The following is a 25,376-nucleotide window of genomic DNA, read 5'->3' as shown; positions in this document are numbered from 1 at the left end:
GGGCGCGGACGCCGGGCGCGCAATGCTCGCGCCCGGCCGCCTCACGTGCGGCCTTCGCCCTCCTGGGCCTGCCGCAGCGCGCCCGACGGGGCGGTCCAGCGGGCCCTGACGACGGTGAACCCGGCGCGTTCGGCGTCGTCGCACACCAGCTCGTCGTCGTCCACGAGGACCTGGACGTCCCGGTCGCGGGCGAGCCTGCGCAGGACCTCCAGCTTGGTGCGGCGCGCGGGCCTGCGGTCGTCGTTGCGCCGCATGTGCAGGCGCCCGTCCGGGAGCCCCTGCGCGGCGAGCCACTCCACGGTGTCCCGACGGCAGCGCTCGGGCCGGCCGGTGAGGTAGACGACCTCGCACTCCCGCGCGCTCGCGAGGGCCAGCGCGACGCCCTCCGGGATCGGCGGGTCCTGCGGCGCGGCCGCGAAGAACGCGTCCCAGTCGCGCGGCCTGCGCTCCAGGAACCGCTGCCGGTGGGCCGTGTCGGCGAGGGTGTTGTCCAGGTCGAACACGGCGAGGGGCCGTCCGCTGCTGTCGGTCACGGCCCCACCCTAAGCGGCCAGGAATCCTCCCGGCCCGCAGGCGTTGAACAGGGTATGAGTTCCGCGATCGCCTCCGCCCGCTTCTCCGTCCTCGACCGCTCGCGCGTGCGCGAGGGGCACACCGGCGCCGAGGCGCTGCGGGACACGGTGGCGCTGGCGAGGGAGGCCGAGCGCCTCGGCTACCACCGGTTCTGGGTCTCCGAGCACCACGGCGTGCCCGGGGTGGCGGGCTCGGCGCCCACCGTGCTCGCCGCCGCCGTGGCCGGGGCCACGCGCACGATCCGGGTGGGCACCGGCGGGGTGATGCTGCCCAACCACCGGCCGCTGGTCGTGGCCGAGCAGTTCGGCGTCCTGGAGTCGCTGTTCCCCGGCCGCGTCGACATGGGCCTCGGCCGCTCGGTGGGCTTCACCGACGGGGTGCGCCGGGCGCTCGGCCACGACAAGGGCGACGCCGACGACTTCGCCGCCCAGCTGGAGGAACTTCTCGGCTGGTTCCGGGGCCCCTCCCCCGCCGGAGCGCACGCGTACCCGGCGCGGGGGCTGAGCGTGCCGCCGTTCGTGCTGGCGATGGGCGAGGGTGCGGACATCGCCGCGCGAGCGGGACTGCCGATGGTCATCGGCGACCTGCGCGACCGGGAGCGGATGCGGCGCGGCGTCGACCGCTACCGGGCCCGCTTCCGGCCCTCGGCCTGGGCGGCGGAACCGTACGTGGTCGTCTCCGGGACGATCGCCGTGGCGCCCACGGCCGAGGCGGCGCACCGGCTGCTGGTGCCGGAGGCCTGGTCGATGGCGTACTCGCGCACCCACGGCGTCTTCCCGCCGCTGCCGCCCGCCGAGCAGGCCGCGAACCGGACCATGACCGCGAGGGAACGCGGCTTCTACGAGTCCGGTCTCGCCGGGCAGCTCGCGGGCACCGAGGAGCAGGTCGCCCGCGAGCTGGAGACGGTGCTGAACGAGACGGGGGCGCAGGAGGTCCTCGTCACCACCAGCACCTACGACCGTGCGGCCCTGGTGGACTCCTACCGGCGGCTCGCGGCGATCGTGGACGCGGCCCGCTCCGGCGCCCCGGCCGCCACCGCCGGCTCCGTCGCCGGACCCCCTCCCCCCGGCGACTCCGACACCGCCACGGACGCGGGCGCGTACGCCTGACCGCCGGCCGGCGGGCGCCGGGTGTCGGTCCGGGGGCCGCGCCAGGGCGAACGTAGGATTGCGGGGTTTGTCCGCCCCCACCGGCCCCTGACGTCACCGGAGTTCCCCATGCCGAGCCCCTCCGAGCCGCCCGGCCCCGCCCCGTCCGTGCGGGCGGGGCACGTCTGCGTGCGGGGCGCGCGCGAGCACAATCTCCGGAACGTGGACGTCGACGTCCCGCGGGACGTGGTGGCCGTGTTCACCGGGATGTCCGGTTCGGGCAAGTCCTCGCTCGCGTTCGGGACGATCTACGCGGAGGCCCAGCGCCGGTACTTCGAGTCGGTCGCGCCCTACGCGCGCCGGCTGATCCACCAGGTCGGCGCGCCCGACGTCGACGAGATCACCGGACTGCCCCCGGCGGTCTCCCTCCAGCAGCGCCGGTCGGCGCCCACCTCACGGTCGTCGGTGGGCACGGTCACCAACCTGTCGAACTCGCTGCGCATGCTGTTCTCCCGGGCCGGCGACTACCCGCCGGGCGCGGAGCGCCTCGACTCCGACTCCTTCTCGCCCAACACGGCGGTCGGTGCCTGCCCCGAATGCCACGGGCTCGGCCGGGTCCACCGGGCCACCGAGGAGTCGCTGGTCCCGGACCCGTCGCTGTCGATCCGCGAGGGCGCGATCGCCGCCTGGCCCGGCGCCTGGCAGGGCAAGAACCTGCGGGACATCCTCGACGCGCTCGGTCACGACGTCGACGTGCCCTGGCGCGAGCTCCCGGCCGCGCAGCGCGAGTGGATCCTGTTCACGGACGAACAGCCGGTGGTGACGGTCCACCCGGTGCGCGACGCCGACCGCATCCAACGCCCCTACCAGGGCACGTACATGAGCGCCCACCGCTATGTGATGAAGACCTTCGCCGACTCCCGCAGCGCGGCCCTGCGGGCCAGGGCGGAGCGGTTCCTGACCTCCGCGCCCTGCCCGGCCTGCGGCGGCGCCCGGCTGCGGCCCGAGGCCCTCGCCGTGACCTTCGCGGGCCGGACGATCGCGGACACGGCCGCCCTCCCGCTGGCCGAGCTGGCCCGGCTGCCCGACGGCGGTTCGGAGGCGGCACGCGTCCTGACCGCGGATCTGCGCTCCCGTGTCGCCCCGGTCGTCGAACTCGGCCTGGGCTACCTCTCCCTGGACCGCGCCGCGCCGACGCTCTCCGCGGGCGAGTTGCAGCGGCTGCGGCTCGCCACCCAGCTGCGCTCCGGACTGTTCGGGGTGGTGTACGTGCTCGACGAGCCGTCGGCGGGGCTGCACCCGGCGGACACCCGCGCCCTGCTCACGGTGTTGCGGCGGCTGAAGGCGGCGGGCAACTCGGTGTTCGTCGTCGAGCACCAGCTGGACGTGATGCGTGCCGCCGACTGGCTGGTGGACGTGGGTCCGAGGGCGGGCGAGCACGGCGGGCGGGTGCTGCACAGCGGCCCGGTGGCGGACCTGGCGTCGGTGGAGGACTCGGCGACGGCACGCCACCTCTTCGGCCGCGCCCCGGCGCCGGCGCGCGAGGTCCGCGCGGCCCGGGGCTGGCTGGAGGTCGGCCCGGTGACCCGGCACAACCTGCGCGGGGTGACGGCCCGTTTCCCGCTGGGCGTGTTCACCGCGGTGACGGGCGTCTCGGGGTCGGGGAAGTCCACGCTCGTCGGGGAGATCGCCGAGGGGCTGCCCGGCGTGGGCCGGCTGGTCTCGGTCGACCAGAAGCCGATCGGGCGCACCCCGCGTTCCAACCTGGCCACGTACACGGGCCTGTTCGACGTCGTGCGCAAGGTGTTCGCGCGGACGGACGCGGCGCGCGCCCGGGGATTCGGCGCGGGCCGTTTCTCCTTCAACGTGGCGGGCGGCCGCTGCGAGACCTGTCAGGGCGAGGGGTTCGTGAGCGTCGAGCTGCTCTTCCTGCCCAGCACGTATGCGCCGTGCCCGGACTGCGGCGGGGCCCGCTACAACCCGCAGACCCGGGAAGTGACGTACCGGGGCCGTGACATCGCCCAGGTGCTGGACCTGACCGTGGAGGCGGCGGCCGGCTTCTTCGCCGACACCCCGGCGGTCTCCCGGAGCCTGGCCGCCCTGCTCGACGTCGGTCTGGGGTATCTGCGTCTCGGCCAGCCGGCGACGGAGCTGTCCGGCGGCGAGGCGCAGCGCGTCAAGCTGGCCAACGAGTTGCAGCGGGCCCGCCGCGGTCACACCCTCTATCTGCTCGACGAACCGACGACGGGGCTGCACCCGGCCGACGTCGAGGTCCTGATGCGCGAGCTGCACGCCCTGGTGGACGCCGGGAACACCGTGGTCGTGGTGGAGCACGACATGGCGGTGGTGGCGGGCGCGGACTGGGTGATCGACCTCGGTCCCGGCGGCGGCGACGCGGGCGGGCGCGTCGTGGCGGCGGGGACGCCGGCCGAGGCGGCGCGGGCGCCCGGCAGCGCGACGGCGCCCTATCTGGCCCGCGCGTCGGCTCCCCGGCGGCCCTGAGCGCGCTGCTCGCGCCAGGACCGGTAGTGGTCGACGAGGGTCTCCTCGACCGGACGGTAGACGAGGCCCAGTTCCTCGACGCTCCTGCGGTTGTCGACCGGGAAGCGGATGCCCAGGTGGTTGCGGATGTAGGTCTGGGAGAGGCCGAAGGCGGGGCCGAGGAGGCGCACGGGCCAGTGCGGGAGCGCGGTGCGCGGCAGCCGCCGGTCGCCCGGGTGGTGCCTGCGCAGGATCGCCGCCATGTCGTGGAAGGAGGTCATCTCCGGCGCGGCGACGATGTAGCGGCCGTGCGCCTCGGGCCGTTCCGCCGCCGCGATGTGGGCCTCCGCGACGTCGCGCACGTCGGCCGTGGTGAAGCTGAAGTCGGGTGCGCCGTAGAAGAAGTAGCCCTTGAACAGCTCGTCGAGCAGGAACAGGCTGCCCGAGTCGGAGGCGGGGGTGAGGGAGGGGCCGAGGACGAGTCCGGGGTTGACGGCGACCATGCGCCAGCGGTCCTGGGCCGCCTCGGCCTCCCACGCCGTCTTCTCGGCGACCGTCTTGGCGTAGTGGTAGGGGTTGTTCTCCACCGTGCTGGTGGTGTTGAAGTACCGCTCGGACAGCACCTGTCCGTCCATCTGGCGGACGTCGGCGTAGTCGCCGAAGATCGCGCCGACGGTGGAGGTGAGGACGAGGCGCTCGACCGTCGGGGTGCGGTTCACGGCGTCCACCACGTGCCGGGTCCCGCGCAGGGCCGGTTCCACGACGTCGCGCCGGCCGTCCTTGATCTTCTCCGGCATCAGGAACGGCGACGCCACGTGGAAGACCACCGAGCAGCCCTTCGCCGCCTCGTCGAAGGAGCCGTCCGCCAGCAGGTCGGCCTCGTACAGGCCGAGGCGGCCGGGGTGGGCGTCCTGGAGGGCGCGCAGCGGCCGGAGTTTGGCCGGGTTCGCCGTGGGTCGGACGGTGGTGTGTACGCGGTGACCGCGTATCAGGAGTCGCCGGACGAGATGGGCGGCGACGAAGCCGCTGCCTCCCGTCACCAGGACCGTCCGGCCGGCCGGGCTTGCGTTCACGCGCGCTCCCCTCGGAGTTCGGAAGCGTCATGATGCCACCCGGTGCGGCCGACTCCCCCTCGTCGCCGTGTGCCAGACGGGACCGGGGATGAGCACCACTCCCGGTCCCGCCCGTCCGCGCTGTTCGGCGAACGTTCTTCTCGGCCGCCCTACCGCTTGGCCGCCTTGCGCGTGGCGCGCAGCCACTCCCGGTTCATGCCGGTGATGGACGTCAGCGGGATGCCCTTGGGGCAGGCCGTCGCGCACTCCCCGGCGAGGGTGCAGCCGCCGAATCCCTCCTCGTCCATCTGCGCGACCATGTCCAGGACCCGGGTCTCCCGTTCCGGCGCGCCCTGCGGCAGCACGTTGAGGTGATTGATCTTGGCGGAGGTGAACAGCATCGCCGCGCCGTTGGGGCAGGCGGCGACGCAGGCCCCGCATCCGATGCACTCGGCGTGCTCGAAGGCGAGGTCGGCGTCGGGCTTGGGCACGGGGGCTGCGTGCGCCTCCGGGGCGGCGCCGGTGGGGGCGCTGATGTAGCCACCGGCCTGGATGATGCGGTCGAACGCCGACCGGTCGACCACCAGGTCCTTGACGACCGGGAAGGCGGCGGCCCGCCACGGTTCGACGTCGACGGTGTCGCCGTCGCGGAAGGACCGCATGTGCAGTTGGCAGGCGGTGGTGCGTTCGGGGCCGTGGGCGTCGCCGTTGATGACGAGCGAGCACGCGCCGCAGATGCCCTCGCGGCAGTCGTGGTCGAAGGCGACCGGGTCCTCACCGCGCAGGATGAGGTCCTCGTTGAGGGTGTCGAGCATCTCCAGGAAGGACATGTCGGGCGAGATGCCGTCCACCTCGTAGGTGGCCATGGCGCCGTCGGCGTCGGCGGCGCGCTGCCGCCACACGCGCAGGGTGAGCTTCATGCGTAGCTCCGCTGAGTGGGATGGACGTACTCGAACACCAGGTCTTCCCGGTGCAGGACGGGCGGCTCGCCGGCGCCGGTGAACTCCCAGGCGGCCGCGTAGGCGAAGGCGTCGTCGCGGCGGGCCGCCTCGCCGTCCGGGGTCTGGGACTCCTCGCGGAAGTGGCCGCCGCAGGACTCGGCGCGGTGCAGTGCGTCGAGGCACATCAGCTCGGCGAGTTCGAGGTAGTCGACGATGCGGTTGGCCTTCTCCAGGGACTGGTTGAACTCCTCGCCCGTGCCGGGCACCTTGATGCGCCGCCAGAACTCCTCGCGGATCTGCGGGATGCGCCGCAGGGCCTTGCGCAGCCCGGCGTCCGTGCGGGCCATTCCGCAGAACTCCCACATCACTTCGCCCAGTTCGCGGTGGAAGGAGTCGGGGGTCCGGTCGCCGTCGACGGACAGGAGCAGGTGCAGCCGGTCCTGGGTGTCGGCCAGCACCTCCTGGACGACGGGATGCCCGGCACTCACCTCGCCCTGGTCGGGGTTGCGGGCGAGGTAGTCGTTGACGGTGGCCGGCAGCACGAAGTACCCGTCGGCCAGGCCCTGCATCAGGGCGCTCGCCCCGAGCCGGTTGGCGCCGTGGTCGGAGAAGTTGGCCTCGCCGATCGCGAACAGGCCGGGGACGGTGGTCTGGAGGTCGTAGTCGACCCACAGCCCGCCCATCGTGTAGTGCACGGCCGGGTAGATCCGCATCGGGACGTCGTACGGATCCTCGTCGGTGATCCGCTGGTACATGTCGAAGAGGTTGCCGTACCTGGCCTCGACCGCCTCGCGCCCCATCCGCTCGACGGCGTCGGCGAAGTCGAGGTAGACGCCCTGTCCGCCGGGGCCGACCCCGCGTCCCTCGTCGCAGACGTTCTTCGCGGCGCGGGAGGCGATGTCGCGGGGGACGAGGTTGCCGAACGAGGGGTAGATCCGCTCCAGGTAGTAGTCGCGCTCGTCCTCGGGGATGTCGTTCGGCGGCCGGTCGTCGCCCTTGGTCTTCGGCACCCAGATCCGGCCGTCGTTGCGCAGCGACTCGCTCATCAGCGTCAGCTTGGACTGATGGTCGCCGGTGCGCGGGATGCAGGTGGGGTGGATCTGGGTGAAGCACGGGTTCGCGAAGTACGCGCCGCGCCGGTGCGCCCGCCAGATCGCGGTGGCGTTGGAGTTCATCGCGTTGGTCGACAGGTGGAAGACGTTGCCGTAGCCGCCGGTGGCGAGGACGACGGCGTCCGCGAAGTAGGTGTCGATCCTCCCCGTGATCAGGTCGCGGGCCACGATCCCGCGCGCCCGCCCGTCGACGACGATCAGGTCGAGCATCTCGGTCCGCGGGTGCATCTCCACGTTGCCGGCGGCGATCTGCCTGCTGAGGGCCTGATAGGCGCCGAGCAGCAGTTGCTGGCCGGTCTGGCCGCGGGCGTAGAAGGTGCGCGAGACCTGCACGCCGCCGAAGGAGCGGGTGTCGAGGAGCCCGCCGTACTCGCGGGCGAACGGCACGCCCTGGGCGACGCACTGGTCGATGATCTCGACGGAGATCTGCGCGAGGCGGTGCACGTTCGACTCCCGGGCCCGGAAGTCGCCGCCCTTGACGGTGTCGTAGAACAGACGGTGGACGGAGTCGCCGTCGTTGCGGTAGTTCTTGGCCGCGTTGATGCCGCCCTGCGCGGCGATGGAGTGGGCGCGGCGCGGGGAGTCCTGGTAGCAGAACTGGACGACGTGGTAGCCCTGTTCGGCGAGCGTGGCGCCCGCGGATCCGCCGGCCAGGCCGGTGCCCACCACGATCACCGTGTGCTTGCGCCGGTTGGCGGGGTTGACCAGCTTCGCCTCGAAGCGGCGCCGGTCCCAGCGTTCGGCGATCGGCCCGTCGGGCGCCTTGGCGTCGGCAAGGGGTTCGCCGGTGGTGTAGTCGGTGAAGTCGGTCATTCAGCTCACCACTTCGGTCATGACGGCCACGGGGACGGCGATGAAACCGGCCGTGAGCAGGAGGGCGAGGACGTCGGCCGTGGCCTTCAGGGCGCGGTCGCGGGTGCGGCTGCCGGCGCCGAGGGTCTGGGCGGCGCTCCAGAAGCCGTGCCGGACGTGCAGGCCGAGGGCGAGCATCGCGACGATGTAGACGACGTTGCCGTACCAGGTGGAGAAGGTGTCCACGACGTTCTGGTACGGGTGGCCCTCCTGGAAGCCGCCGCTGTGCACGGTGCCGGTCGTCAGGTCGAGGATGTGCCAGACGATGAACAGGGCGAGGATGACGCCGCCCCAGCGCATGGTGCGCGTGGCGTAGCTCGCGCGCGCCTTGCGGTGCACGTACCTGTCGGGGCGGGCCCTGAGGTCGCGGCGGCTGAGCTGGTAGGCGCAGACGGCGTGCGCGACGACCGCGGCGACCAGCACGACCCGGATCAGCCAGAGCGTCCACTCGTAGTGCATGAACGGCTCGCCCACGGTGCGCAGCCAGTGCGCGTAGTGGTCGAACTCGCCCGGCCCGAAGAAGATCTTCAGGTTGCCGATCATGTGGACGACGAGGTACAGCAGCATGATCAGGCCGCTGACGGCCATCACGGTCTTCTTGCCGACGGTGGAGTTCCACACGGTGCGCGCCATGGACGACCGTCGGTCCGTCCGCGTTGCCAGAGCCATGCCTCTGACGCTAGGGCCCCCGCCCCTCATCGGTCCAAGACATGGTCCGGCTCGTTTCCATAGCCTGCGCCTATGATGGCCTGATGCAGTTCCAGCAGCTCCACTACTTCGTGGCGGTGGCCGAGACCCGGCACTTCACCCGGGCCGCCGAGCTCGTGCATGTGGCGCAGCCTTCGCTGTCCCAGCAGATCAGGGCGCTGGAGCGGGAGTTGGGCGCGGATCTGTTCCAGCGCGCGCGGGGCAACATCACGCTCACCGACGCGGGCGAGGCACTGCTGCCGCTGGCCCGGCGGATCCTGGCCGACGCCGAGACCGCGCGGTACGAGGTGCGGGAGCTGGTGGAGCTGCGGGGCGGCCGGGTGCGGCTGGGGGCCACGCCGAGTCTGTGCACGGGCCTGCTGCCGGACGTGCTGCGCGCCTTCCACGACCGTTATCCGGGCGTCCGGCTGCTGATCGAGGAGGGCGGTTCGCACGACCTGGTCCGGGAGCTGGCCCGCGGCGCCCTCGATCTCGCCCTGGTCGTGCTGCCCCTGCCGACGCCGGCCCCGGCGCTGACGGCGGTGGAGGTGCTGCGCGAGGACCTGGTGGTGGTGTCCTCGCCGGAGGCCCCCAGGCCGGGGGACGGGCGGCGCACGGTGCAGATCGCCGATCTGGAGCACGAGCCTTTGGTGATGTTCCGGCACGGCTACGACCTGCGGGAACTCACGGTGGCGGCGTGCCGGGCCGAGGGGTTCGAGCCGGGCTTCGCGGTCGAGGGCGGCGAGATGGACGCGGTGCTGGGGTTCGTGCGGGCCGGTCTCGGGGTGGCCGTCGTCCCCCGCATGGTGGCCGCCCGCTCGGGACAGGGACTGCGCGTGACCCCGCTCGCGCGGCCCGGCCTGCACCGCACGATCGCCCTCGCCCACCGCAGCGACGTGGCCCCGCCCCGTGCGGCCCGGGAACTGCAGCGGATGCTGCTGGAGCGGTGAGTGGCGGCCGCCCGGCCGGCGTCAGCCGCGCAGGGCCGGCGCCAGCACCTCCTCGCACCACTGACGGAAGCCGGTGGGCGTGCGGCCGGGGGTCGCGGGCTGGGACGCGCCGTAGAAGCCCTGGGTGTTCTGGGCGTCCGTCATGTCGGCGATGGCCCGCGCCCAGGCCTCGGTCGCGCCGTGGCGGATCATCGTCGCCTTCAGTTCGGCCGAGGTGATCCGGCGCAGCCGCACGGGGCGCCCCAGCACGTCCGCGACGACACGGGCCATGTCCTCGGGCGTCAGGTCGTCGGGCCCCGCCAGCGCGACGTCGCGGTAACCGGTCCAGGAGGGGTCGAGGAGCAGCCGGGCCGCCTGCGCGGCGATGTCGCGGACCGCGCAGGTGCGCAGCACGCGATCGGGTGCCAGCGCCTCGGTCCACACGCCCTCGTCGCGGATCGGGGCCGCCTGCCGGAGCAGGTTCTCCATCAGCGCCGGCGGACAGAGCGCCCGGTAGTGCACGCCCGTCGCCGCGATCGCCTCGTCCATGGCGAGGGAGGCGGAGATCGGCCCGGCGTCGCGGGCGACGCCCCGGCCAAGGGTCGAGACGGCCACGACGCGTTCGGGCCCGCTCCGGGAGTCGATCACCTCCAGGAGCGGTTGCGTGAAGGCGCGGAAGTGGCCGTCGACGTCCTCGACGCCGGGTGTCGGGGGCACCAGCCAGAAGATCCGGTCGGCGCCCTCGCACGCCTCCTTCAGCACGGCCGGGTCCGCGTGCGAACCCCGGACGACCTCGACGCGTTCGCGGTCCCGCGGGGCGAGCCGGGCGGGGTCGCGGACGACGACCCGGACCGGGGTCGCGCCGTCCTGGTCGGCGTCCAGCAGCAGGGACAGGACCTCGCGGCCGATCTGGCCGGTCGGGGTGGTGACGACGATCATGAACTGCTCCAGGGTCGGTGGCGGTCGCTACGGTCACGAGCCTGCTGCCCGGCCCGGACGGACGGAAGGACCGATCGGCGAGCGCTTGTTACCCTCAGGGCAATACCGAACGGAGGGCCGCCCATGGAGTCCCGTCCGCTGCGCTACTTCGTCGCCGTCGCCGAGGAGCTCAACTTCGCCCGCGCCGCGCAACGGCTGGGCATCTCACCGCCGCCGCTGTCCCGCTCGATCCGCGCGCTGGAGAGCGAGCTGGGGGCCGTCCTCTTCGAGCGGACCACCCACAGCGTGACCCTGACACCGGCCGGCGCGGTCCTGCTCGCCGAGGCCAGGTTCGCCCTGGACGCGCTGGACGCCGCGGGCCGGCGGGCCCGCCGCGCGGCCGGCGCCGACCCCGAGCTGGTGCTGGCCGTGAAGGCGGACGGCGACGCGGGTCTGCTGGAGACGATCCTCGCTCGCTACGCGGCCGACCCGGCGGCCCTGCCGGTCACGGTACGGCTGGCCGGCTGGCAGGAGCAGGCCCGGATGCTGCGCCGGGGCGAGGCCGACGCCGCCCTGATGTACGAGCCGTACGAGCCGGAGGGCCTCGACACCGAGGACCTCGTCGCCGAGCCGCGGGTCGCCGCCCTCGCCGCGACTCACCCCCTCGCCGCCCGGACCGGGCTGCGCCTGGCCGACCTGGGGCTGCGCGAGGACGAGACGCTCCGCTTCATCGAGGAGGTCCGCGGCAGGGGCCAGGACCTCGCCCAGCTCCTCACGCTCGTCGGCCTGGGCGAGCTGGTCGCCCTGCTGCCCGCCTCCGTCGCCGGCCGCTACCCCCGGCCCGGGGTCGTCTACCGGCCGGTCCTGGACGCGCCCGCCGCGGTCATGGCCGTCGCCTGGCCCCAGCAGTCGCGCTCGACGGCCACCGCCGCGTTCGTGCGGGCCGCCGTGTCGGTGGCCGACGACGTCCGCGCGCGGGAGGCCGGCTGACCTACCGGATCCCGGGCGGCACGGGGGTCCCCTGGTGGTAGTACAGCCGCCAGCCCGCCTCCCCGTTCCCCCTGCGCCACAGCGAGCTGCGGCGGGCGCGCAGGCCGTCGAAGTCCGTCTCGTAGGTGAGGTGGACGAGCCCGGGGGCCAGCACGACGCCCTGGATCGACGGCGGCTCGTACCGCGGGCCCTCCCGCGAACTGCCCGGGTCGCCGGGCAGCCAGGCCAGCATGTCCTCGTACGTGTAGCGGCGGCCCGAGGAGCCCACCTCCACGAACTCGGGGTCGAGCAGGGGCTCGAAGCGGGCACGGCAGGCGCGCACGGCCGGGTCCAGCAGGGCCAGTTCGCCGGCGATCGCCTCGTTCACGTCGTCTTCCGCGTGGTTCACCCGACCATCCTCGCGTGCGGCCCGCGCGCCCCCGCGGCCCGGGTCCTCGCACGCGGCCCGCTCTCCCCCGCGCCCTCGTGCGCGGTCAGCCCGTCGCGTCCACCAGGGCCAGCTCGTGGAGCCGGTCCGGCGGGCCCGGCCGGGCGTAGTACCAGCCCTGCGCGGTGTCGCAGCCCAGTATCCGCAGCTGCTCCGCCTGCGCCCCGGTCTCCACACCCTCCACCGTCACCGCCAGGTCCAGGCTGTGCGCGAGCGAGACGATCCCCTCGACGATCTTGAGGTCGACCGGGTCCGCCGGGAACTGCTGCATGCCCTGGGTGAACGAGCGGTCCAGCTTGAGCACGCTCACCGGCAGCCGGCGCAGGTTGGCCAGGTTGGAGTAGCCGGTCCCGAAGTCGTCCAGCGCGATGTCGACGCCCATCTCGGCGAGCCGGCGCAACGGCTTGAGCAGGTCGTCGTCGGCGCCGATCAGCGCCGACTCGGTGACCTCCAGGCACAGGGCCTCGGGCCGCACGCCGGCGCGTTCGAGGATGTCGACCGTGTCCTGCACCAGACCGGGATGGGTGAGCTGGCACGGGGAGAGGTTGACGTTGATGCGCAGCGGGTCGGTGCCGCCGGTGCGCTCACGCCACTCGCCGGCCTGGCGGACGGACTGCTCCAGGACCCAGCGGCCCAGCGGCACGATCAGCCCCGTCCGCTCGGCGAGCGGGATGAACCGGTCCGGGCCGAGCACCCCGTGCTGGGGGTGCAGCCAGCGCACCAGGGCCTCGGCGCCGCGTACGCTGCCGTCGCCGAGATGCACCAGCGGCTGGTACTCGATGAAGAACTCACCGCGTTCCAGGGCCGCCGGAAGCGCCGTGGTCAGACCGTGCCGGGTGATCGCCCGGGCGTCCGCCTCCGGGTCGGCCAGCTCGAAGCGGTTGCCGCCCGCCGACTTGGCCCGGTACATGGTGATGTCGGCGCTGCGCAGCACCTCGGCCGCGCTGCGCTCCCCCGCCGGGCCCTCGACGATGCCGATGCTGCCGCGCACGGTCAGCTCCCGGCCGTCGATGCTCACCGGCGCGACCAGGACGTTCATGATGCGGGCGGCGAGTTCGTCGACCTCGTGGCGGGTGTCGGGCCCGGTGGTCAGCGCGACGAACTCGTCGCCGCCGAGACGGGCCACCATCTCGCCGGGCGCGGTCGCGCAGGACTGGAGCCGGTCGGCGACCTCGACGAGCAGCCGGTCGCCGGCCGCGTGACCGAGACTGTCGTTGATGGTCTTGAAGCCGTCCAGGTCGAGGTAGCACAGCCCGAAACGCTTGCCCTCGCCCGCGCCGAGCACCTTCTCCAGACGCTCGAAGAACAGCGTGCGGTTGGGCAGGCCGGTGAGCGCGTCGTGGGTGGCCTCGTACCGCAGCCGCAGATTGAGCAGCCGGCGCTCGGTGGTGTCCTCCATGAGGGCCAGCGTGTACTGCGGCGCGCCGTCGGCGTCCCGCAGCAGGGAGACCGTCAGGTTGGTCCACAGGACCGTCCCGTCGGGACGGCTGAACGCCTTCTCCGTGTGGTAGTGCTCGCGTTCGCCGCGCACGAGTTCGTCGTAGAGCTTCCAGGTCTGGGGCGCGTCCTCGGGATGGGTGAGGTCCTGCACCCGGCGGCCGCGCAGGGTGTGCTCGGAGCCCCCGAACATGCGCAGCAACGCCCCGTTGATCTGAAGGACGTTGCCGTCGAGGTCGGCGATGCCGATCCCTATCGCGGCGCCCTCGAAGACCGCCCGGAAGCGGGCCTCGCTCGCGTGCAGCGCCTGCGCGACGACGCCCTGGGCGCGCAACGCGGCCTGGGCGATGGCCTCCTGCTCGGCGAGCGTGCGCTCGCGCAGCGCCCGCGCGAAGCCGGCCGCCATGGCGTGCTGGAGCCGCGAGGCACGCACGCGCAGGTCCTCCTGGGGGCCGCCCTCGCCGCAGTACAGCACCAGGTAGGCGTCGACGCAGTCGAGGGAGTGGCTGAGCGCGTCGGGATCCGTGCAGTGCGCGTCGACCAGGGCGGCGCCCACGTCCTTGCCGGCCTCGGCGTCGAAGCCCCGCTCCAGCAGCGCCCCGCGCAGCCGCCGCGCCAGCGGCAGCAGCCGCTCCTCCAGTTCGAGCCGGGTCAACGACGTCGCGGTCACCGGGAACACGGCCCGGCTCCAGATCGTCGCGAACCGCCGCAGTCTGTCCTCCGGTCCGTCCGGCTCCGCGGTCACGGCCTGCGTCCCACGCCGGCGAAACCCGAGAGGGCCCAGGGGTCCTCGTCGTCCTCCGGCGCGGTGTCCGGCCGCCAGCGCGGCATGGGCACCAGTCCCGGTTCCACCATCTCGTACCCCTCGAAGAACCGCCCGATCTCGTCCCGAGAGCGCATGATCAGCGGATTGCGGATGTCCTTGTACACGTCGACCGCACCCTCGGCCCGCTCCGCCGGCAGCGGGATCCCCTCGTACGAGGCGTGCGTGAGCACGAGGAGACTGCCGGGCGCGAGCGCCGCGCCGAGTTCGGCCACCGCCGCGTACGGGTCGTCCTGGTCCTCCACGAAGTGCAGGACGGCGACCAGCAGCAGCGCCACCGGCCGGCCGGGGTCGATCAGCCGCGCCACCTGGGGGCTGCGCAGGATCTCCTGCGGCTTGCGCAGGTCGGCGGCGACGACGTCGGCGTCGTCGTCGCCCGCCAGCACGGCCTCGCTGTGCGCCACGGCCACCGGGTCGTTGTCGACGTAGACGACGCGCGCGCCGGGGCTCGCCGCGCGGGCGACCTCGTGCGCGCTGCCGAACGTGGGGATGCCCGAGCCGATGTCGAGGAACTGGGTGACGCCCTCGGCCACCGCGTGACGCACGGCACGACGCATGAACGCCCGGTTCGCCTGGCTGATCTTCGGCAGTCCCGGCAGGAACTCCATGGCCCTGCGGGCCGCTTCCCGGTCCACCTCGAAGTTGTGGGATCCGCCCAGGTAGTAGTCGTAGATCCGCGAGACGCTCGGCACCGAGATGTCGATGCTCCGAGGGGCCCAGGCGGGACGCTCCATCTGTCTCTCCATGACGTAGGCGATCCGGTGTTCGAGCTGAGGCTACTGATCGCCCGCCAAACGGGCGAGTGGAAACGGAAATTGACCGTCCGTTCCCGGTCACTGCCTGCGGCACGTGCCGAATCGACGCCCCTGCCCCGCGGGGCTGCGGAAAGTGCCCGAGGCGCTCCGGAGAGTCCCCGCAGCGGCCCTCGGAGCGGCGAAAGTCTACGCACACGACACCCGGCCGGGACAACACAGCGGTCCGCCCCCTCCGTGCGGCGCGGAGGGGGCGGACCTGAGGTCGTGCGCGTGGGGCAGCTGCGGGACCGGCCCTGGGGAGGCGGTCTCTACTGCGCCGGCGCTCCGACCAGCTTGCCGTCGGGCGCGACGGCGTACCACGTGCCGCCCACGCCCTGGCCGTTGATGTCGCCGGGGGCCTTGTCGCCGGCGAAGGTGTAGATCGGCGAGCAGTTGACGGTCTGCTGCTTGACGCCGTCACCGCGGGTGAAGCTCATCAGGCCCTTCTTCTGCACGCCCTTGGTGTCGTTGGCCTCGACCGGCGCGACGACCGGCCACTTCTGAAGGCAGGCGCCGTTGCAGTTCGAGACCGGCTTGGGCCACGCCTTGTCCTTGAGGAAGCGGTAGACCGTCATGCCGTTCTTGTCCACGACGATCTCGCCGAGGTTGGGGTCCTTGCGCACGGACAGACCCGCCAGAGCGGCGTCGGACGCGCCGCCGCCCGCCTTGGCCTTCTTGCCCTCGGGGGTCAGCGCGAACCACTTGTTGCCCACGCCCTGGCCGCTGATGTCGCCCGCGTTGGCGTCCTTGGCGTAGTAGTAGGCGGGCCAGCCGCCCACGGTGAGCTGCTTGGAGCCGTCGGAGCGGGTGATCTCGCCGAGCAGCGACTTGTCGATGCCGTCGCCGGCGCTGACGTCGTCCGCGGAGACCGGCGGCCACGTGGTCGCGCAGTCGCCGTCGCAGTTCGACTTCGGCGGTTCGGCGGTGTCCGCGTCGAAACGGTAGAGGGTCTTGCCCGCGCCGTCGGTGAGGATCTTGCCGAGGTCGCCGTTGGCGGAGACGGCCAGCTCGCCGGCGCCGCCGGTCTGGGCTCCCGTCCCCGTTCCCGCGCCGACTCCGCCGGGTGCGGGGCTCTGGCTCGCACCGGCGGCGCCGTAGCCGCTGCCGACTCCCGCGATGCCACCCGCCGGAGCCGTTGCTCCGACGTTCTGGCTCGACGCCGACGTGCCGCTCTCCGATCCGCACGCCGCCGTCAGCGCCAGCACGGCCACCGTGCCCGCCGCGAGTGAGGCGCTCCGCCAGGTGGTCTTCATCGTCAACAACTCCCCGATCGTCACAAGGGTGTTGCAGCGCCCTGCTGCGCCGCCGCACGGACCTGAGTACGCACCGGAGCACCGGTTGTGTTCAAACACGGCCCGAAATTCTTTTCCGCGGCTCGTGCCGGGGGGCCGAACGGGCCGTCCCCGAAGGCGTGCGAGGGGCGCCGGCGCGAGCGTCGCGCGGGCCGGGCGGGCCCGCTCGCACGCGCGCACGAGGGGCCGCAAACGCGAGCGCACCGGGCGGCAAACCCGCGAACCGGAACTTCCCCCGTTCGGGGCAATCCCCGCCAGGCATGGACGCACGGCAGTGCCCGAAGCCGGATGATCACCGTCGTGCATGGACCCGAACCGATCCGATCCGCACTTCTCACCAGGGCGTTGGCCCTGGTGACCGTGGCCTGGATCCTCGCCGCCGCGCCGGCCGGCACAGCCGTGGCCGACGCGTGCGCGTACGCCTCGACGGGCCCGGACGGGACCGAGGCGGTGGCCGTCGCGGGCGGCCACGGGTGGCCCACGCCCCCGGTGTGCCAGAAGCCGACGCCCACCCCGCCGCCCGAGCCGACGCCCGAGCCGAAGCCCACTCCCACGCCACCGCCCCCGAAGCCACCACCCCCGAAACCGACGCCCACCCCCACCCCCGCCCCCGTCCCGAAACCGCCACCGAAGCCCAGGCCGCCGGCTCCGAAGCCGCCCCCCGCGCCGCGCCCGGAGCCCGCTCCGCCCCGGCCCGCGCCGCCTCCGGCGCCACCCGCCCCGGACCCCGTCCCGGCACCACCGCCACCGCCCGCACCGAAGCCCAGGCCGGCTCCGCGCCCCTCGGCGCGTCCGGTGAGTTATCCGGCGTACCACTCCGCGCCGCACCGGCGGTCGGTCCGCGGCGGGCAGTCGCCGGTGACCTACGTCCTGCTCATCACCGTCCCCGCGCTGATCGCCGTCGCCGCGCTGCGGCCGCGCTAACGCCGATCCAGGAGGCCTCTCTTGCCGGAATGGCTTGTTCTCACCCTCGCGATGCTCGCCGCCTGTGCGGTGGTGGTCATCGTCACCCTCGTACGGCACCGCAGGGCGCCCGAGGACGAGGACCCCTCCGAGACCCCCGACGTCATCGAGTACATGACGATGTGGATCGGCGTCGTGTACGCCATCGTGCTGGGCCTGGCCATCGCGGGCGTCTGGGAGGCACGCAGCGTCGCCCAGGACCAGGTCCAGACGGAGGCCCAGGCCCTGCACGAGATCTCAGAGCGGGCGCGGGTCTATCCGCCCGCCGTCCGTGACCGCATTCGGGCGGATGTCAACGCCTATGTCGGACACGTCGTCGACGTCGAGTGGAAGAAGATGGCCGACGACGGGGAGGTGACCCCGCGCGGCGACGAGCTGTTGCAGCGGATCCGGGTGGACCTCACCGACTACCAGCCGGCCTCCGACTTCGAGGCGCAGGCCTACCAGCCGCTGCTGGACCAGATGGCCACCGCCGACCAGGCCCGTCACGCCCGCGCCGACTCGACCGGGGCGACCATGCCGGGGGTGGTGTGGTTCGGGCTGCTGACGGGGGCCGTCATCACCATCGGCATGGTCTTCGCGCTGCAGATCCGGCGCACGCCCCGCGAACTGGTGCTGGCCGGGCTGTTCTCCGCCCTCATCGCGTTTCTGCTCTTCCTGATCTGGGACTTCGACGCCCCCTACAGCCGGGGCGTGAGCGCGTCGGCGGAGCCGTTCGTCAACCTGTTCCCCGACGCCGGGCGCTGAGCCCGGCCGCCGGCGTCCGCCCCTTCGCGCCACTCCGCTCCCGGGAGACCGCGGCCGCCACGCCGCCGCGGTCCCCCGGGAGCGGCGGCGTTTTCCCCCGGGCGGCCCACAGGCATACCCCGTTCGCACTACTGCGATCGCGGACGCGCACACATGTTCCTAGCGTTTCGGACATCGAGGCGCATCGATGACGTATGCGGAAAAGGTCCGCAAGCTGCTCCTCGGAGACCGGAGGATCCACCATGCGCGCGATACGCGTCGCCACGGCCGCTTTCCTGGGCACAGCCGCCCTGGCCTTCTCCGCATCGGCCGCCGTGGCGAGCGACGACGACGGCCACTACGTCATGTCGAACGGCTACAGCCTGCTGCCCTCGACCGTCGCGCCGGGCGGAGAGGTCGCCGTCCGGGTGGACCGCGACGTCAGCGGCTGCATGAAGGCCGTGACGGTGTCCTCGGGCGTGTTCGACACGCTCGTCGTGCCGAGGGGGGCGATGTCGGCGGTGGCCACCGTCGACCGGGACGCCCGACCCGGCGCTTCCTACCGGGTGACGTTCACCTGCGGCGGCGTCAGCGCGGTGAAGGAGCTGACGATCTCGGGCGGCCGCCCGGCCGACGTCACCCCGGTGCCCCGTCCCGTCCCGCGGGGCGTGCACGCCGGCGAGGGCGGCAGCGTCGCGGGATTCGACCTGCGGGAGATCGGGCTCGGCGCCGCGCTCGTCGTGGGGGCGACGGCGGTCGCGTACCGCTTCGCGCGGCGGCGCGACGTGGAGGACGGCGCCTGACGGCCGGCGTTCGCGCCGTGCGCGGGTCTTCGCCCCGGTCCCCCTCGGGGACCGGGGCGAAGTCCTGTGCCGCGTGCGGTCTTCGACGAGGGCGGACGTCGGACGTCAGATGCGGCGCTCGGCGCGGCGGCGCATCCAGAACAGCCCGCCGCCCACCACGGCCGCGGCGACGAGTCCACCGCCGATGGCCATGTCGGTCGGGGACGCGCCGGTGCCGACGCTGCCGCCGAGGCCGCCGCGGACGCCGCCGATGACGGTGAAGGCGTTGGGACGGGTCAGGGTCCTGCCGGAGCAGTTGACGGTGATGTCGTAGGCGCCGGGGCGGGCGTTGGCGCTGACGGTGGCCGTGCCCTTGGCGGTCTGGTTGACGCCGTTGACCGGCGTCAGGGGGGCCTGCGCGAACGCGGGCGAGGTCATGGATCCGCCGCCGGGGCAGCCGTCGACGGTGACGGTGAGCTGGCCGCCGCGGGCGATGACGCTGGGCAGGACGACGATGTTCCTCGGGTTGGCGCCCATGCCGTCGCGTGCGACGGCGGCGGGGGCGGCGAGTCCGAGGGCGGCGATCGCGGCGGCGGAGACCGCCGAGGCGGCCAGGGCGCGAGTGGTGGGCATGTGATCCTCCGCGGAAGGCGCCCCGGGGCCCGTCCCCGGCATGTCGGCGAGAAAGCGCCTCCCGGCACGACCCTCGGATGCCGTGCGCGGGCCCGCATTTCGGGACTGGTCCGTCCTGGTGAGAGGACACGCCGCCCGCCATGCACACAATCGCATATAGCCGCAGGTCACGGACCGTCAGAAAAATCCTTTCGCCGTCAACTCGGATGGCGCACCGCGCGGGAGGGGGGCCACCCGTTCGCCGTCGTCCCGTCGCCGGTTCGCGTCGTCGCGCTTAGCGTTCTCGTATGCGCGAAGGGACGCGGCGACGGCCGCGTCGAAAGGGGATGGCGAATGTCTGCGTACGAGCTGTCCGAGGCCGCGGAAGAAGAGGAGCGGCAGAGGAAGCGCGCCCCCTGGGGCGTGATAGCGCTTGTTCTGCTGACCGGGCTCGCGCTGATCCGCAACGGGTCGGGCGAGTTCGACGTCGGCCCGCCCCAGCCGGCCGCCGCGGCGGCCGCGGACGGCCGCACCGCCGCCGGCGTCCTCGGCCGGGCCCCGACCCCGCTGGCGTTCGCCGAACCGGACCGGGTGCGGATCCCGGCCATCCGGGTGGACGCCCCGGTCATGGCCGTCGGCCTGGACGCGGACGGCTGGGTCGGCGCGCCGCCGCCCGAGGACCCCAACCTGGCCGGCTGGTTCACCGGCGGCGTCTCGCCCGGCGAGAAGGGCACGGCGGTCCTCGTCGGCCATGTCGACAACAAGCTCGGCCCCGCCGTGTTCTACGGGCTCGGGGCGCTGAAGAAGGGCAACCGCGTCGAGGTGTCCCGCAGGGACGGCAGGACCGCGGTGTTCGAGATCTACGGCATCGAGGTCTTCGAGAAGAGCGACTTCCCCGGCGACCGCGTCTACGCCTCCAAGGGCGCCCCCGAACTGCGCGTCATCACGTGCGGCGGCGGGTTCTCCAAGGCGAACGGCTACGACGGCAACGTCGTCGCCTTCGCCCGCCTGGCCGAGGTCCGCTGAGCGGCGCCGGGACCGGGCGGGCGGGGCGCCGGGGTCAGGCGTACTGCCGCCGGGGCACGGTGAGGTGGTAGCCGGAGTCCAGCAGGCGCGGCAGGTACGTGCGCAGCGCCCGCACGCTCTGCGAGCGGTCGCCCCCGGCGTCGTGCGAGAGCACCACGACGCCGGGGGCGGCGCCCTTGCGCACCCGGTCGGCGATGACGCCGGCGCCCGGCGTGGTCCAGTCGAGGGTGTCGACCGTCCAGGCGAGCGGCTCCATGCCCATCTCGGCGCCGAGCTGGAAGGCCGCGCGGTTCCAGGCGCCGTAGGGGGCCCGGAACCAGCGCGGCCGCTCCCCGTAGCCCGTCTCGATGACGTCGCTGGTGCGGGACATCTCGGAGTGGATCTGACGGCGGGTGAGGCGTGTCAGCAGGGGGTGCGACCAGGTGTGGTTGCCGACGACGTGGCCCTCGTCGGCCATCCGCGCGAGCAGGTCCTGGTTGTCGGCGGCCATCTCGCCGCACACGAAGAACGTGGCGCGCACGTCGTACTCGGCCAGGGTGTCGAGGATCTGGGGGGTGTAGCGCGGGTCGGGGCCGTCGTCGAAGGTGAGCACCATGGTGCGGCCGCGGCCGGTCATGCTCGTCAGCGGCTCGTGGCGCACCGGGGTGCGGACGGGGGCGGTGGGCGGGGGGCCGTAACCGGCCAGGGGCTGGAGGCGGTAGGCGGAGGGTTTCAGCGGGAGGCTGCGGGCCGGGGCGCCCGCGGCGGGTGCGGCGGCCCTGACCGGCTCGCCGTCCTCGCCCCACCCGAACACTTTGACCGTGCCGGCCGCTGCGACGGCGGCGGCGCCGGCGAGCAACGCCCGGCGGCGCGTGAACAACTGCTCCTTCTTCATGCAGTCATCAGTCGCCCGGCGGGCCGCCGACCCACCCCGGCGACACCGGTTGAGCCGCACGATTCCACCCGCACGGCGCAGCCGCGGGCCACCCCGGTGACGGCGGGCGGGTGTCAGGTCAGCGGCGGCGGACCAGAGGGAACGGCAAGGTCTCGCGGATGGTGAGGCCGGTGAGGAACATGACCAGGCGGTCGACGCCGATGCCGAGGCCCCCGGTCGGGGGCATCGCGTACTCCAGGGCGTCGAGGAAGTCCTCGTCGAGTTCCATCGCCTCGGGGTCGCCGCCCGCGGCCAGCAGGGACTGCTCAGTCAGCCGGCGACGCTGCTCGACGGGGTCGGTCAGCTCGGAGTAGGCGGTGCCGAGTTCGGTGCCGAAGGCGACCAGGTCCCAGCGTTCGGCGAGGCGCGGGTCGACGCGGTGCTGCCGGGTGAGCGGCGAGACGTCGGTGGGGAAGTCCTTGTAGAAGGTGGGGAGCCGGGTCTTCTCCTCGACGAGGCGTTCGTACATCTCCAGGACGACGTCGCCGCGCCCGTCGTCGGCGGTGTAGGGGACGCCCGCCCGGTCGCAGTGCCGGTGCAGGACCGTCAGGTGGGTGTCGGCGTCGACCTCCTCGCCGAGCGCCTCGGAGATCGCGCCGTAGACGGTCTTGACCGGCCACTGCCCGGAGATGTCGTACTCCCGGCCGTCCTTGCGGGCCACCGGTGAGCCGAAGGCGGCCGTGGCCGCGCCCTGGATCAGCTCGCGGGCCACGTGGAGCATCTCGTCGTAGTCGGCGTAGGCCTGGTAGGCCTCCAGCATCGTGAACTCGGGGTTGTGCTTGTAGGAGACGCCTTCGTTGCGGAAGGTACGGCCCATCTCGAAGACCTTCTCCATGCCGCCCACGCACAGCCGCTTGAGGTACAGCTCGGGCGCGATGCGCAGGTAGAGGTCGAGGTCGTAGGCGTTGATGTGGGTGGTGAAGGGGCGGGCGTTGGCGCCGCCGTGGATCTGCTGGAGCATCGGCGTCTCGACCTCGAGGTAGCCGCGCTCCAGCAGTCCCCGGCGCAGGGCCTGCACGGCGTCGGAGCGGGCCCGGATCACGTCGCGGGCGGCGGGGCTGGAGACGAGGTCGAGGTAGCGCATGCGGACCTTGGCCTCGGGGTCGGTGAGGCCGCGGCGCTTGTCGGGCAGGGGGCGCAGGCATTTGGCGGTGAGCTGCCAGGAGGCGACGAAGACGGTGGGTTCGCCCTTGTCGCTGGCGCCCGCGGTGCCGGTGGCGCAGAGCTGGTCGCCGAGGTCGGTGTCGGCCCGGAAGGTGTCGAGGGCTTCGCGGGAGAGGGTGTCGCGGGTGAGGGCGAGCTGGTGGTCGCCGGACCAGTCGCGCAGGGTCACGAAGACGATGCCGCCGAAGTCGCGGACGCGCATGACGCGGCCCGCGACGGTGACCGTCCCGCCCGCGCGCACCTCGGCGAGGGTGTGGGTGCGGGCCGGGACGCCGACCGGGTAGGGGTCGGTGCCGGCGGCGCGCAGCCGGTCGAGGGTGCGGTGCCGGACGCGGACCTGTTCGGGCAGGCCGGCGTCCGGCCCGGCGGGTCCGGCCGCCCCGTCCGGCGCGTCGAGGCCGAGCGCCGCGGTGGGCGGCAGCCCCTCGGTGGTGGCGGGGCGCGGCCCGCCGGTGGACCGCCGTCGGCCCCACAGGGTGCGCAGGGAGGGCACCTTGACGAATCCCTCGGCGATGCCGGAGGCCAGCCCCACCCGGGCCAGGGAGCCCGCGTCGGCGTAGCAGAGGAAGCGGGGGTACCACTGCGGCCGGTACTTGGCGTTGGACCGGTAGAGGGCCTCCAGCTGCCACCACCGGGAGAAGAACAGCAGCAGTCGCCGCCACAGGCGCAGGACGGGTCCGGCGCCGATGCGGGCCCCCTCCTCGAAGACCGAGCGGAAGACGGCGAAGTTCAGCGAGATGCGGCGCACGCCGAGTTTGGGGGCGGCGGCGCACAGGTCGGCGACCATGAACTCCATGACGCCGTTGGGGGCGGAGCGGTCCCGGCGCATCAGGTCCAGGGAGACGCCGTCGGCGCCCCAGGGGACGAAGGAGAGCAGGGCGAGCAGGCGGCCGTCGTCGTCGAGGGCCTCCACGAGGAGGCAGTCGCCGTCGGCGGGGTCGCCGAGGCGGTCGAGGGCCATGGAGAAGCCGCGTTCGGTCTCGGTGTCGCGCCAGGCGTCGGCGCGGCCGACGATCTCCTCCATCTCCTGCTCGGTGAGGTCGCGGTGGCGGCGGACCCGGCAGGTGGCTCCGGTACGGCGCACCCGGTTCACGGCCTGCCGGGTGACCCGCATCTCGCGGCCGCCGAGGTCGAAGGAGGCGACGTGCACGATGGCCTCGTCGCCGAGTTGCAGGGCGCCCAGGCCGGCGCGGGCGAAGGCCTTGGCGCCGTCCTCGGAGGCGCCCATCACCGCGGGCGCCCAGGCGTAGCGGCGGGCGGCGTCCAGCCAGGCGGCGATGGCGTGCGGCCAGGCCTCGCGGTCGCCGACGGGGTCGCCGCTGGCCAGGCAGACTCCCGCCTCGACGCGGTAGGTGACGGCGGCCTTGCCGCTGGGAGAGAAGACGACGGCCTTGTCGCGCCGGGTGGCGAAGTAGCCGAGTGAGTCCTGCCCGCCGTAGGCCTTCAGCAGGGCGCGGATACGGGGTTCCTCGTCGCCGTGCAGGGCCGCTTCCATGCGCTGGGAGCGGAAGAGGACGGCGGCGGCGTTGAGAAGGGCGAGGGCGCCGAACAGGCCGAGCAGGAAGTACAGGGCGCGCGGCGGACGGCCGTCGAAGGAGCCCGCGGAGACCAGGCCGCCCAGGACGCGGTTGGCGGCCCAGGCCAGATGCTGGCCGGCCGGGAGCGTGCCGGGGAACAGCGCGACCAGGCCCCAGCCGGCGAGCATCGCCAGGACGAGGCCGACGACGAGGACGGCGAGCGCCCGCCGCACGGCCGCGCGGCGCGAGGCGGCGTAGAACTCCCCCCGGGCGACGACCAGGACGCCCAGCGCGAGCCCGCAGACCACGAGGGACGGGACCGACTGCGCGTACAGGCCGACGACGACGCCGAGGACGTCGGTGAGCACGAGGAGCCCGAGGTAGACGACCACCAGCCACCAGGCCACCTTCTTGCGGGCGGCGATGGCCGCGGCCAGCAGCAGCAGGAAGACGGCGTAGGCGAGGTTGGCGCTGACCGGGACGATGAGCAGGTCGAGGAAGCGCACGACCGGCCGCAGCAGGCGGCGCAGGGGCGGGATCAGCGCCAGCAGGACGCAGAGCAGGGCGAGGGCGCCGAAGAACGTCGCGAAGGCTTCGGGCACCCGGTTGAGGAAGCGGCTCGCGGGCCGGCGGGGCGGGCCCGCAGCGCCCTCGGTCGTGGCGGTCTCCGCGGGGGCACTCATGTCTCGACTGTAGGAACACCCGGGCCCGGCCGCCCGTCGAGCGTCCCGCACGGGGAGCGGACGGCGGCCCGGCCAGGGGCCGGATCAGGGGCTTCCGATAGCCTCTGGCCGTGACGGAACAGCACTCGCAGCAGCCGGCCCACCAGTTCGAGCGGGGCACGGACGGGCCCAAGGTCGTTCTCGTCGGGGTGGACGGCTCCGAATCCTCGCTGCGTGCCGCGGCCTACGCGGGCGGTCTGGCCCGGCGCCAGCACGCCCTGCTCGCGGTGGTGTACGTGCAGCCGGTGCTGGCGGCGGGCGCGGCGCTCGGGGCGCCGGTGGCGGAGACGAGCGACGCGATCGCCGAGGACCTCGTCGCGCAGATCCGGGAGGCCGCCGAGCGGACCCGCGGGATATTCGACGTGCGCTGGGAGTTCCACACGTTCCGCGGTGATCCCTACGGCGGTCTGGTGAAGGCGGCGGACCGGCTCAAGGCGGACGCCGTGGTGGTGGGCGCCTCCGAGCAGGCCGGGCACCGGATCGTGGGGTCCGTGGCGGTGCGGCTGGTGAAGGCGGGACGCTGGCCGGTGACCGTGGTGCCGTGACGGCAGCCGC

Annotated in this window: 22 protein-coding genes; 9 read left to right on the top strand and 13 right to left on the bottom strand. The window is 73.6% G+C overall.

What is annotated here, in order from left to right:
- Positions 1–41: 41 nt before the first annotated feature.
- Positions 42–533, bottom strand: coding sequence for an HAD family acid phosphatase (locus ACGFSH_RS29805; protein ID WP_393353843.1), 492 nt, complete (start codon positions 531–533; stop codon positions 42–44).
- Between the two features lie 54 nt (positions 534–587).
- Between ACGFSH_RS29805 and ACGFSH_RS29800 the strand changes: the two genes are divergently transcribed.
- Both ACGFSH_RS29800 and ACGFSH_RS29795 read left to right on the top strand, forming a co-directional pair.
- Positions 588–1,682: an LLM class flavin-dependent oxidoreductase gene (locus ACGFSH_RS29800; RefSeq protein WP_393353841.1), complete on the top strand. Its 1,095-nt coding sequence runs from the start codon at positions 588–590 to the stop codon at positions 1,680–1,682.
- A gap of 108 nt (positions 1,683–1,790) precedes the next feature.
- A complete protein-coding gene (locus tag ACGFSH_RS29795) occupies positions 1,791–4,163 on the top strand; it encodes an ATP-binding cassette domain-containing protein (RefSeq protein WP_393353839.1) in 2,373 nt (790 codons plus the stop codon).
- Here the strand turns inward: ACGFSH_RS29795 and ACGFSH_RS29790 are convergent.
- The 4 genes from ACGFSH_RS29790 to ACGFSH_RS29775 form a co-directional block, all read right to left on the bottom strand.
- Positions 4,127–5,215, bottom strand: coding sequence for an NAD-dependent epimerase/dehydratase family protein (locus ACGFSH_RS29790; protein ID WP_393353837.1), 1,089 nt, complete (start codon positions 5,213–5,215; stop codon positions 4,127–4,129). The two genes, ACGFSH_RS29795 and ACGFSH_RS29790, sit on opposite strands and share 37 nt — an antisense overlap.
- 149 nt (positions 5,216–5,364) lie before the next feature.
- A complete protein-coding gene (locus tag ACGFSH_RS29785; protein ID WP_393353835.1) occupies positions 5,365–6,114 on the bottom strand; it encodes a succinate dehydrogenase/fumarate reductase iron-sulfur subunit in 750 nt (249 codons plus the stop codon).
- On the bottom strand, positions 6,111–8,060 hold the full coding sequence (locus tag ACGFSH_RS29780; protein ID WP_393353833.1) for a fumarate reductase/succinate dehydrogenase flavoprotein subunit: 1,950 nt from the start codon (positions 8,058–8,060) through the stop codon (positions 6,111–6,113). The genes ACGFSH_RS29785 and ACGFSH_RS29780 overlap by 4 nt, the downstream gene beginning before the upstream one ends.
- The gene (locus ACGFSH_RS29775) at positions 8,061–8,732 is read right to left on the bottom strand and encodes a succinate dehydrogenase (protein WP_393353906.1); all 672 of its coding nucleotides are present in this window, start codon (positions 8,730–8,732) and stop codon (positions 8,061–8,063) included.
- A gap of 119 nt (positions 8,733–8,851) precedes the next feature.
- Between ACGFSH_RS29775 and ACGFSH_RS29770 the strand changes: the two genes are divergently transcribed.
- Positions 8,852–9,736: a LysR family transcriptional regulator gene (locus ACGFSH_RS29770; protein WP_393353832.1), complete on the top strand. Its 885-nt coding sequence runs from the start codon at positions 8,852–8,854 to the stop codon at positions 9,734–9,736.
- Between the two features lie 21 nt (positions 9,737–9,757).
- Here ACGFSH_RS29770 and ACGFSH_RS29765 read toward each other — a convergent pair whose 3' ends face one another.
- On the bottom strand, positions 9,758–10,654 hold the full coding sequence (locus ACGFSH_RS29765) for an NAD(P)H-binding protein (protein WP_393353831.1): 897 nt from the start codon (positions 10,652–10,654) through the stop codon (positions 9,758–9,760).
- 123 nt (positions 10,655–10,777) lie between these two features.
- Between ACGFSH_RS29765 and ACGFSH_RS29760 the strand changes: the two genes are divergently transcribed.
- Entirely contained in the window at positions 10,778–11,623 is an 846-nt protein-coding gene (locus ACGFSH_RS29760; RefSeq protein WP_393353830.1) for a LysR family transcriptional regulator, read from the top strand.
- A 1-nt stretch (position 11,624) separates the two neighbouring features.
- On the opposite strand, the gene ACGFSH_RS29755 is transcribed toward ACGFSH_RS29760, so the two are convergent.
- The 4 genes from ACGFSH_RS29755 to ACGFSH_RS29740 form a co-directional block, all read right to left on the bottom strand.
- Positions 11,625–12,011, bottom strand: a complete 387-nt coding sequence (locus ACGFSH_RS29755; protein WP_393353828.1) for a DUF4440 domain-containing protein — start codon at positions 12,009–12,011, stop codon at positions 11,625–11,627.
- A gap of 85 nt (positions 12,012–12,096) precedes the next feature.
- Positions 12,097–14,232, bottom strand: coding sequence for a putative bifunctional diguanylate cyclase/phosphodiesterase (locus ACGFSH_RS29750; protein WP_393353827.1), 2,136 nt, complete (start codon positions 14,230–14,232; stop codon positions 12,097–12,099).
- Positions 14,229–15,044: an SAM-dependent methyltransferase gene (locus ACGFSH_RS29745; protein WP_393353826.1), complete on the bottom strand. Its 816-nt coding sequence runs from the start codon at positions 15,042–15,044 to the stop codon at positions 14,229–14,231. The genes ACGFSH_RS29750 and ACGFSH_RS29745 overlap by 4 nt, the downstream gene beginning before the upstream one ends.
- Positions 15,045–15,373: 329 nt before the next feature.
- Positions 15,374–16,357 (bottom strand): SCO0930 family lipoprotein, encoded by a 984-nt coding sequence (locus tag ACGFSH_RS29740; protein ID WP_393353825.1) that lies wholly within the window; start codon positions 16,355–16,357, stop codon positions 15,374–15,376.
- Positions 16,358–17,191: 834 nt separating this feature from the next.
- Here ACGFSH_RS29740 and ACGFSH_RS29735 point away from each other — a divergent pair.
- The 3 genes from ACGFSH_RS29735 (at position 17,192) to ACGFSH_RS29725 (ending at position 18,888) form a co-directional block, all read left to right on the top strand.
- Positions 17,192–17,320 carry a hypothetical protein gene (locus ACGFSH_RS29735; protein WP_393353824.1) on the top strand — a complete coding sequence of 43 codons (129 nt, stop codon included), beginning with the start codon at positions 17,192–17,194 and terminating at the stop codon, positions 17,318–17,320.
- Between the two features lie 21 nt (positions 17,321–17,341).
- Positions 17,342–18,106 (top strand): hypothetical protein, encoded by a 765-nt coding sequence (locus ACGFSH_RS29730; RefSeq protein ID WP_393353823.1) that lies wholly within the window; start codon positions 17,342–17,344, stop codon positions 18,104–18,106.
- A gap of 242 nt (positions 18,107–18,348) precedes the next feature.
- Positions 18,349–18,888, top strand: coding sequence for a hypothetical protein (locus tag ACGFSH_RS29725; protein ID WP_393353822.1), 540 nt, complete (start codon positions 18,349–18,351; stop codon positions 18,886–18,888).
- Positions 18,889–18,993: 105 nt separating this feature from the next.
- Here the strand turns inward: ACGFSH_RS29725 and ACGFSH_RS29720 are convergent, their stop codons facing one another.
- A complete protein-coding gene (locus ACGFSH_RS29720) occupies positions 18,994–19,500 on the bottom strand; it encodes a hypothetical protein (protein WP_393353821.1) in 507 nt (168 codons plus the stop codon).
- Between the two features lie 333 nt (positions 19,501–19,833).
- On the opposite strand from ACGFSH_RS29720, the gene ACGFSH_RS29715 reads away from it, so the two are divergent.
- Positions 19,834–20,505, top strand: coding sequence for a class F sortase (locus ACGFSH_RS29715; protein ID WP_393353820.1), 672 nt, complete (start codon positions 19,834–19,836; stop codon positions 20,503–20,505).
- Between the two features lie 34 nt (positions 20,506–20,539).
- Here the strand turns inward: ACGFSH_RS29715 and ACGFSH_RS29710 are convergent, their stop codons facing one another.
- Together ACGFSH_RS29710 and lysX are read right to left on the bottom strand one after the other, a co-directional pair.
- The gene (locus ACGFSH_RS29710; RefSeq protein ID WP_393353819.1) at positions 20,540–21,379 is read right to left on the bottom strand and encodes a polysaccharide deacetylase family protein; all 840 of its coding nucleotides are present in this window, start codon (positions 21,377–21,379) and stop codon (positions 20,540–20,542) included.
- Positions 21,380–21,497: 118 nt separating this feature from the next.
- Positions 21,498–24,782: a bifunctional lysylphosphatidylglycerol synthetase/lysine--tRNA ligase LysX gene (lysX, locus tag ACGFSH_RS29705; RefSeq protein WP_393353818.1), complete on the bottom strand. Its 3,285-nt coding sequence runs from the start codon at positions 24,780–24,782 to the stop codon at positions 21,498–21,500.
- Between the two features lie 110 nt (positions 24,783–24,892).
- Here lysX and ACGFSH_RS29700 point away from each other — a divergent pair, with 110 nt between their 5' ends.
- Positions 24,893–25,366, top strand: coding sequence for a universal stress protein (locus ACGFSH_RS29700; RefSeq protein WP_393353817.1), 474 nt, complete (start codon positions 24,893–24,895; stop codon positions 25,364–25,366).
- Positions 25,367–25,376: the final 10 nt, after the last annotated feature.

It is taken from the genome of Streptomyces sp. NPDC048481, from assembly GCF_043200075.1.
Lineage (GTDB): Bacteria > Actinomycetota > Actinomycetes > Streptomycetales > Streptomycetaceae > Streptomyces.
This window is presented reverse-complemented; position numbering and strand designations above follow the sequence as displayed.